This window comes from Caballeronia telluris (assembly GCF_001544495.1).
Lineage (GTDB): Bacteria > Pseudomonadota > Gammaproteobacteria > Burkholderiales > Burkholderiaceae > Caballeronia > Caballeronia telluris.
In genome coordinates this window covers 20769-27039 of record NZ_FCNZ02000042.1, presented here as the reverse complement: position 1 = coordinate 27039, position 6271 = coordinate 20769, and the positions used below count along the sequence as shown (strand labels likewise).

At 60.2% G+C, this 6271-nt stretch carries 6 protein-coding genes and 2 pseudogenes; 2 read left to right on the top strand and 6 right to left on the bottom strand.

Annotated features, from left to right (window positions below; genetic code table 11):
* Positions 1-49: 49 nt before the first annotated feature.
* Positions 50-406, bottom strand: a pseudogene (locus tag AWB66_RS29460) (transposase); the annotation flags it as partial.
* Between the two features lie 41 nt (positions 407-447).
* On the opposite strand from AWB66_RS29460, the gene AWB66_RS29455 reads away from it, so the two are divergent.
* Entirely contained in the window at positions 448-771 is a 324-nt protein-coding gene (locus AWB66_RS29455) for a hypothetical protein (RefSeq protein ID WP_087633573.1), read from the top strand.
* Between the two features lie 115 nt (positions 772-886).
* On the opposite strand, the gene AWB66_RS34935 is transcribed toward AWB66_RS29455, so the two are convergent.
* The 5 genes and pseudogenes from AWB66_RS34935 to AWB66_RS29435 all read right to left on the bottom strand — a co-directional run bounded on the left by AWB66_RS34935 (position 887) and on the right by AWB66_RS29435 (position 3867).
* Positions 887-1018, bottom strand: a complete 132-nt coding sequence (locus AWB66_RS34935; RefSeq protein WP_268811167.1) for a hypothetical protein — start codon at positions 1016-1018, stop codon at positions 887-889.
* 140 nt (positions 1019-1158) lie between these two features.
* Entirely contained in the window at positions 1159-1677 is a 519-nt protein-coding gene (locus AWB66_RS29450; protein ID WP_087633576.1) for a phosphate-starvation-inducible PsiE family protein, read from the bottom strand.
* Between the two features lie 188 nt (positions 1678-1865).
* Positions 1866-2006 (bottom strand): annotated as a pseudogene (locus AWB66_RS29445) (OmpA family protein); the annotation flags it as partial.
* A gap of 58 nt (positions 2007-2064) precedes the next feature.
* Positions 2065-2376, bottom strand: coding sequence for a DUF4148 domain-containing protein (locus tag AWB66_RS29440; RefSeq protein WP_087633572.1), 312 nt, complete (start codon positions 2374-2376; stop codon positions 2065-2067).
* 525 nt (positions 2377-2901) lie between these two features.
* Positions 2902-3867, bottom strand: a complete 966-nt coding sequence (locus AWB66_RS29435) for a LysR family transcriptional regulator (protein ID WP_087633571.1) — start codon at positions 3865-3867, stop codon at positions 2902-2904.
* A 202-nt stretch (positions 3868-4069) separates the two neighbouring features.
* Here AWB66_RS29435 and AWB66_RS29430 point away from each other — a divergent pair, with 202 nt between their 5' ends.
* Positions 4070-6235, top strand: coding sequence for an FUSC family protein (locus AWB66_RS29430; RefSeq protein ID WP_087633570.1), 2166 nt, complete (start codon positions 4070-4072; stop codon positions 6233-6235).
* The last annotated feature ends 36 nt before the right edge of the window (positions 6236-6271 follow it).

Genomic DNA, 6271 nt, shown 5'->3' with positions numbered 1-6271 from the left:
GACCCGCATTGCTGACACACATCACGCGCTCTCCACCTTACTCCGAGGGGCGTCGTTCGTGGATCGCATACGTTCGAGCGTCAATCGCGGAGCCGCCCGCGCGTCCATCGTTTTGCGCCATATGGGGCGTCACATTGTTCGCGCGGCACGTCGCCACGAAGCCGGCCGTGTCGTAATTTTTATTTGCACCTACCGTAATGGACGTACCGGAAAATCGCGCGGCGTGCGCAAGCATCTCTGCAGCTGCTTCCCGCTCGGCGGTACCGTTGGCCTGCGTGACCTGTGCGTTCACCACCAGACCATGTCGGTTATCGGTCAGCACGTGACCCACGTAGCGAAGTATCGCGCCCGTCCCACGACTCTTGCGAAACAGTCGCGCCTGAGCGTCCGTGCGGGATTCATGTGCGTTGCTACGCGGCGCTTGCCGTCGTCGGTCTTCATGAACTCATGCAATTTCGCAAGCAAAACTTGAAAGCTGGGCCGAAGCCCGGCCAGTTTGTGACCCAACGCGAACGGCCGTTGCCGCTCGCCCTCGTGGCGTGGGTGTTCGGCAGCCGCAGCGCGATCGTGCGTGCCGGGATCCACACGCAGCGGGTCGTCACCGTAGAGGGCGCGTTGCCGGGAGCAGCGACCACGCGCATGGGCAAAAGACGCGATGGCCGTGCGGGTTCGCCCCGGATCGTGACAGGGTCTCCGAGCACCGAAGCGATGAGGGCAAGGCTCGCGTTGCGCCGGCTCAGGTCGTCATTGATGATGCCGAAGATGCGCTGATATTTGGCGTGGAGTTCCGCGCGAGACACAGGAGGAATGCGCGGATTTCGAGCGACGTGAACGCAAAGCCGCGGCACAGATCGGCGAGCGCATCGTCGTGCGCCTTCGCTTCGGCTCAGATGCGCAGCACCTCGCGCAGCGCCATCTGCTCCGCAGCCTGCGCCGAGGCCAGTTCGGTATCCGGCTCGCCCGTCAGGTCGAGCAACAGGCTCTCGATGGTCGCGCGGCTCACGGACAGTCCCGGCAAATCGTTGAGCGGCCGCGGTGGCGCGCTTCACGTGGAGGCACAGCGCGGCGTCGAGCAACGTGATCGCGCTGGACAGAAGCGGTGCGCAAAGATCAAGCAAGAACCGGTAAGTGATCGATGATCGGAGCGAAAGTACGTTGTCAGACGGGCTCGTCGCGATCCCGCTCGGCGCGCTCGGCAATCGCAACATCGACGGGATCGTCGCGCTGCCGCATCAGCCAGTAGACGCTGCCCAGCGCAACCAACGCGGCCGCAAGTGCGGCGATCCGAGCCGGGTCCGTGGCTGGATCGAGAATGATGAACTTTCGCGCTATCGCGAGCAACGCCACGAGTATCACCGTCTTGACTTGCACGATGTGATCGCGTCTTAACATGACGCGGGTAATCGAATGCTTGAACTCCATCGCGATCAACAGCGTCATCACCATCCCGAAGACCGCTTGGAAGATCGCATGATCCAGAAGATCAAGCGCCCCCGACAGCAACAGCGCGATGACCGCCCGAATCAACTGCCACAGCGATACGACGATGATCACCGAGATCACGATGCTCAGCATATGGGCGATGATCTGCTCGAAGCGCTCATAGAAGCTCAGCACGCGCCATTGCAGGCGAAGCTCGTCGAGGGTCTCGCGAATTGGCCGGATTTCTTTGCTCATGAATCGGTTTGCGAAAACGCACGGCACAAACGTCGCCGACGAAGACCAGGACGCGGTGACGGCGGCAACGAGAGTCATGTGCAGCTTCTGTAATGTTGAGGCATGCGCGCGGCCGTTTCTTTCGCCTTCGCGCTGACTCTTTTCTCTTATCTGGCACAACACATCTAACTTACGCGAACTGAGCGGCAGTTCGACGAGCCCCGCCCGGCCATTCGGTGCGCTTCAATGCCCTTGTCGGCAAAGAAGCGCACTACGGCTCCCGCGCGTGCAGAAGACAGTTCCCAGTTGGATTCGTACTTCGCCGTTGCTACGGGCAAGCTGTCCGTGTGTCTGCATCCTCAGGAGCTACTTTTGGCGCCCTCCCCCGGCACATCCGAAATCAATGCATCACGGGTGGTTGTACATCGCGTTCCAGTCCGCCTTCGTCACTGCCGGGCGTCCTGATTCCGACGGGCCACTCACCACACCGCCGTAACCGCTTGCCGCGCCGTTCTGTGCAGCAACCTTGGATTCAGCAGCCTGAATTGCTTCGGGATAGTGCGCGTTGTCGCCGTCACCAACGTGATAACCGGCCTTTTCCAATTGGACCAGTTCGGCGCGTACCTGTGCACGGGTGATAGACGCATTCGATTGCGCGAACGAGATGACCGGAGCAGCAAGGGCAGCGGCAACGACAACGGCTTGAATAAGGGACTTCATGGTGCTTACCTCCAGACTTTGTTTTGTCCTGCTACGAACAGCCCTGTTCGTAGGCCAGTGACCACAGTCTAGATAAGCAAACGCTTAAAATTAAGGGCTCTCTCTGCAGGGGATTGTTGCTGGATTTGGGTAAACCCTTGGTTCGAGTGGGAGTAGCGCCCCCACAAACTCTGACGCTTCATCGCGCCGCTCGTGAGGTCGACATTCGGTATGGCCGGGATCACGAACGACTCGTCATTCGATGGCTCGCAAGGGTGTAACGGGGCCTAGATATGAGCTGTTGAGCTGCTGCACTTTAATAACGTCCTCAAGCCGCGTCTCGTGCGTTTCGCTGCAAAGTGCCCGACGAGCGGCAAACAGGCCGGCTTATCCGAACGGTGAACATGCCATGGACTTTCCCCTCCTGCTGGCGTTGACGAAGGATCGATACTCCTTCATGGCAGTTTGATGCCGAGTCGCGGCTTCTGCCGTAGCCTGGGGACGGGGAAGTCCCTTTGGTTCGCTTGATCCTGCTCATGACGTGCATTAGCCTCGCGGCAGCAACTCGCTGGCGCTATCGCTTTGGCCAATCTCTGCCAGCAACGCCTCATCCCGGGCGATCACCTTTGGCAAATGCGTGCGCAAAAACTCTACCCATGTCCTCGTCTTTGCGTCGATAAACTTCCGCGACGGATACAGCGCATAAACGTTCATCTTCTGCAGCGTGTAGCCTGGCAACACGCGCACCAAGGTACCGTCTCTCAGTCCGGCGATTGCCGCGTAAAGCGGCACCATGCCAATGCCCATCCCTTCCCGGATCGCAACGACTAGCGACTCCGCGATATTCACCTGTACCGGGCCGTCGATCTCCATCGTCTCACTGCCGTTAGGCCCGTCGAGTACCCACTCGTGCGGCGCGAACGCGGGCGTATGCAAAATCAGGCACTCGTGATGAGCGAGATCCGCCGGCCCCTGCGGCGCACCGCGCGCTCTTACATATGCGGGCGATGCGCACAGTATGCTGAACGTCGTCCCAAGCGGAAGCGAAACGAGCTCAGAATTGGGAAGCGCCGACGCTCCAATCACCGCGACATCCGAGCTTCCTTCGAAGAGATCGGGCATGCGTTGCGACAACGTCAACTCCACAGTCACTTCCGGATAAAGCGCGCGGTAGCGAGAGATAGCCGGCAACACATAATGCTGGCCAATGCTCGCAAAACTGTGCATACGGAGTGCGCCGCTCGGGCGTTCGTGGGCGCAACTTGCTTCTTCCTCAGCCGTCTCAACGTCCGCAAGGATTTGCTGACATCGTTTGAGATAGCGCTCGCCTGCGGTAGTGAGCGCGAGACGGCGTGTGGAGCGATTCAGCAAGCGCGTACGCAGATGAGCCTCGAGTTCGGAGACTGCGCGTGACATGGCGCCCGTCGTCGAATTAAAAGACTGGGCGGCAGCGGTGAAACTGCCGGCCTCCACTACGCGCGAGAACACGCGCATGTTTTGTAACGTATCCATCAATCCTTCTATGTCGCGGCGGCAGAGGCCGCATTGTCCGCTCGACCAGTCGGCTCATTGTTGTTCGATATGAAAGAGAGGTTCCGAAAATGTGCAGTTAATGGCCGCATAGCATGCTCCTACAATCGGCGCCTTGCCTGCCGGCGTCTGTGCGATCGACCGGCGCTTCCTTCCGCCACGAACCGAGGCGCATTGCCTTTCGATGAAACGCCCGCGTGCGATTAAACCGACGGCAAGTTCCGCTCGAGCGTGGGCCGCGTTGTTGCACAAATTGAAACCAGCCATCCGCGACTGGGCACGCAGCGACGGACTCGTCTGGCTGCATCTGCTCAAAACAGTCAGTGCGGGGTTGCTTGCACTGGGTAGTGCAATGTTGCTCGATTTGCCTCAGCCGCGCATCGCCATGACCACCGTTTTTGTGCTGATGCACCCGTTCAGCGGGATGGTGCTCGCGAAGAGTTTCTACCGGGGTCTCGGAACTGCGGTGGGGGCAGTAGCAGCGTTGGTACTCGGCGCCCTTTTCGCCCAGCAGCCCGAACTGCACGTGCTTGGCATGATCGCCTGGGTGAGCGCGTGCATCGCGGCGGCGGTAAGGTATCGGCATTTCAGGTGGTACGGCTTTGTTCTCGCGGGCTACACGGCAGCCCTGATCGGCATTCCAAATGTCGCGACGCCCGAGGGTCTTTTCCTCGCGGCACTGACGCGTGCAGCGGAAGTGGGAGTCGGGATCATTTGCTCGAGCGCGGTAAGTGCGTTGATCGTGCCTCAGCGCTCCGGTCTTGCGCTGCTGCAAGCACTGCAAGTCCGCTACGGAGATTTTACTGCGTTCGCTGTCGACGTGCTTTCCCGCCGGGTCGATCGCCGGGCATTCGAGCGCCGTTTCATGCAACTCGTCGACGAGATTGTGGGTTTTGAGGCCACGCGCATCTTCGCTGCTTTCGAGGATCCGGCGATGCGTTCACGCAATCATCGCCTCGGCCGGCTCAACAATGAGTTCATGCACGCCTGCGCGCGTCTGCATGCGCTGCATCAGTTGCTCAAGCGCTCCCAAGCAAGCGAGGCCGCCCCGGTCATGAGGCGCATTGATCCATACCTTCGCGAACTCACGGCATTGCTTGCATTACCGCGGGACGTATCGGCGGATGGTTCGGATTTAGCCGCTCGATTGCTGACATTCCACGCCAGCCTGCCGCGACGTATCCGACAGACCAGAGAGCAGCATGGACACGCATCGGCGGAATCCTGGGCAGACTTTGATACAGCAGCGGAGCTGCTATACCGCTTTGTCGCGGAATGGACGCAGTACTCCGACAGTTACGCCACGCTTGCGCAACGTAAGCTCGGCCCGCAGCAAGGTAGAAAAAGCAGCTACGCCAGTAAAACGAACAGTTATCTGATCGCTTTCACTCTTATCCGCTCTGCCACCGTGATGACGATTGCCGCCTGGTTCTGGATCGCGACCGGCTGGCTGAGCGGAGGCTTCGCGGTTATCGGCGCTGCGCTTGCGTGCGCGCTGACGTCCACCGCGCCGAACGCGCCCAGAATGGCTGTGCAGATGGCGATCGGCGCCGCGCTCGCAACTCTCGCGGGTTACATGTTCACGTGCTACGTGTATCCAAACATCGACGGTTTCCCGCTCCTTTGCATCGTGCTGTCGCCAGTACTGGCACTGGGCGCGCATCTCGCGACGAGCAAGCGCGCGGCGGGTCTCGGCGTCGGCTTTTCGGTGTTCTTCTGCTTACTGGCCGGACCGGATAACGTCGTGGCTTTTGAACCGGATTTGCTAGTGAACAACGGCATCGCCCTCACGGCGTCGATGTTGTTGACCGCGATCGTCCTCGCGACAGTCTTTCCCGCCGATATGGGGTGGCTCATCGAGCGAATCATGGACGATCTGCGTGCGCAAGCCGTGCTCGCATGCAGAGACCAACGGACGGAGCTCAATCAACGCTTTCAGTCGAGCACGCTCGACCTCGCTTCGCAGCTTCGCGTGCAGCTCGCGCGGCACTCGCGTCGGCGCAGGCACGCATTGCGCTGGATGCTGGCAACCCTGGAAGTGGGCCACGCCGTAATTGATCTGCGCGATGAAGCAGCACGCGCTGAGTATGTCCAGGCACTGCACCCAGGTTGGAGTGCGGCCGTCGAACGTTTGCTCGATCATCTCGCGCAGTTGTTCGAGCGGCCCGACGCACGAGCGCTCGAGCGCGCTGTGGTGTCCGTCCGCTCGGCGATGTGGATCGCACAAGACGTACTCGATGCAGTACGAACGAATCCCGACAGACGTCACGATATGCAGCGAATTTTTAGTTGCCTTCATTTCATACGTACTGCATTGCTCGACAAGGATGCGCCGTTCAAGCCGTGCTAACGCGCGAATGTAGTTCGCCGCACGCCGGATCGTTCC

What these genes read in the sequence shown, in the direction of transcription:
- AWB66_RS29430 (WP_087633570.1), top strand. Translation starts at nt 4,070, where the DNA reads ATGAAACGCCCGCGTGCGATTAAACCGACGGCAAGTTCCGCTCGAGCG.
- AWB66_RS29435 (WP_087633571.1), bottom strand. Translation starts at nt 3,867, where the DNA reads ATGGATACGTTACAAAACATGCGCGTGTTCTCGCGCGTAGTGGAGGCC.
- AWB66_RS29440 (WP_087633572.1), bottom strand. Translation starts at nt 2,376, where the DNA reads ATGAAGTCCCTTATTCAAGCCGTTGTCGTTGCCGCTGCCCTTGCTGCT.
- AWB66_RS29455 (WP_087633573.1), top strand. Translation starts at nt 448, where the DNA reads ATGCAATTTCGCAAGCAAAACTTGAAAGCTGGGCCGAAGCCCGGCCAG.
- AWB66_RS29450 (WP_087633576.1), bottom strand. Translation starts at nt 1,677, where the DNA reads ATGAGCAAAGAAATCCGGCCAATTCGCGAGACCCTCGACGAGCTTCGC.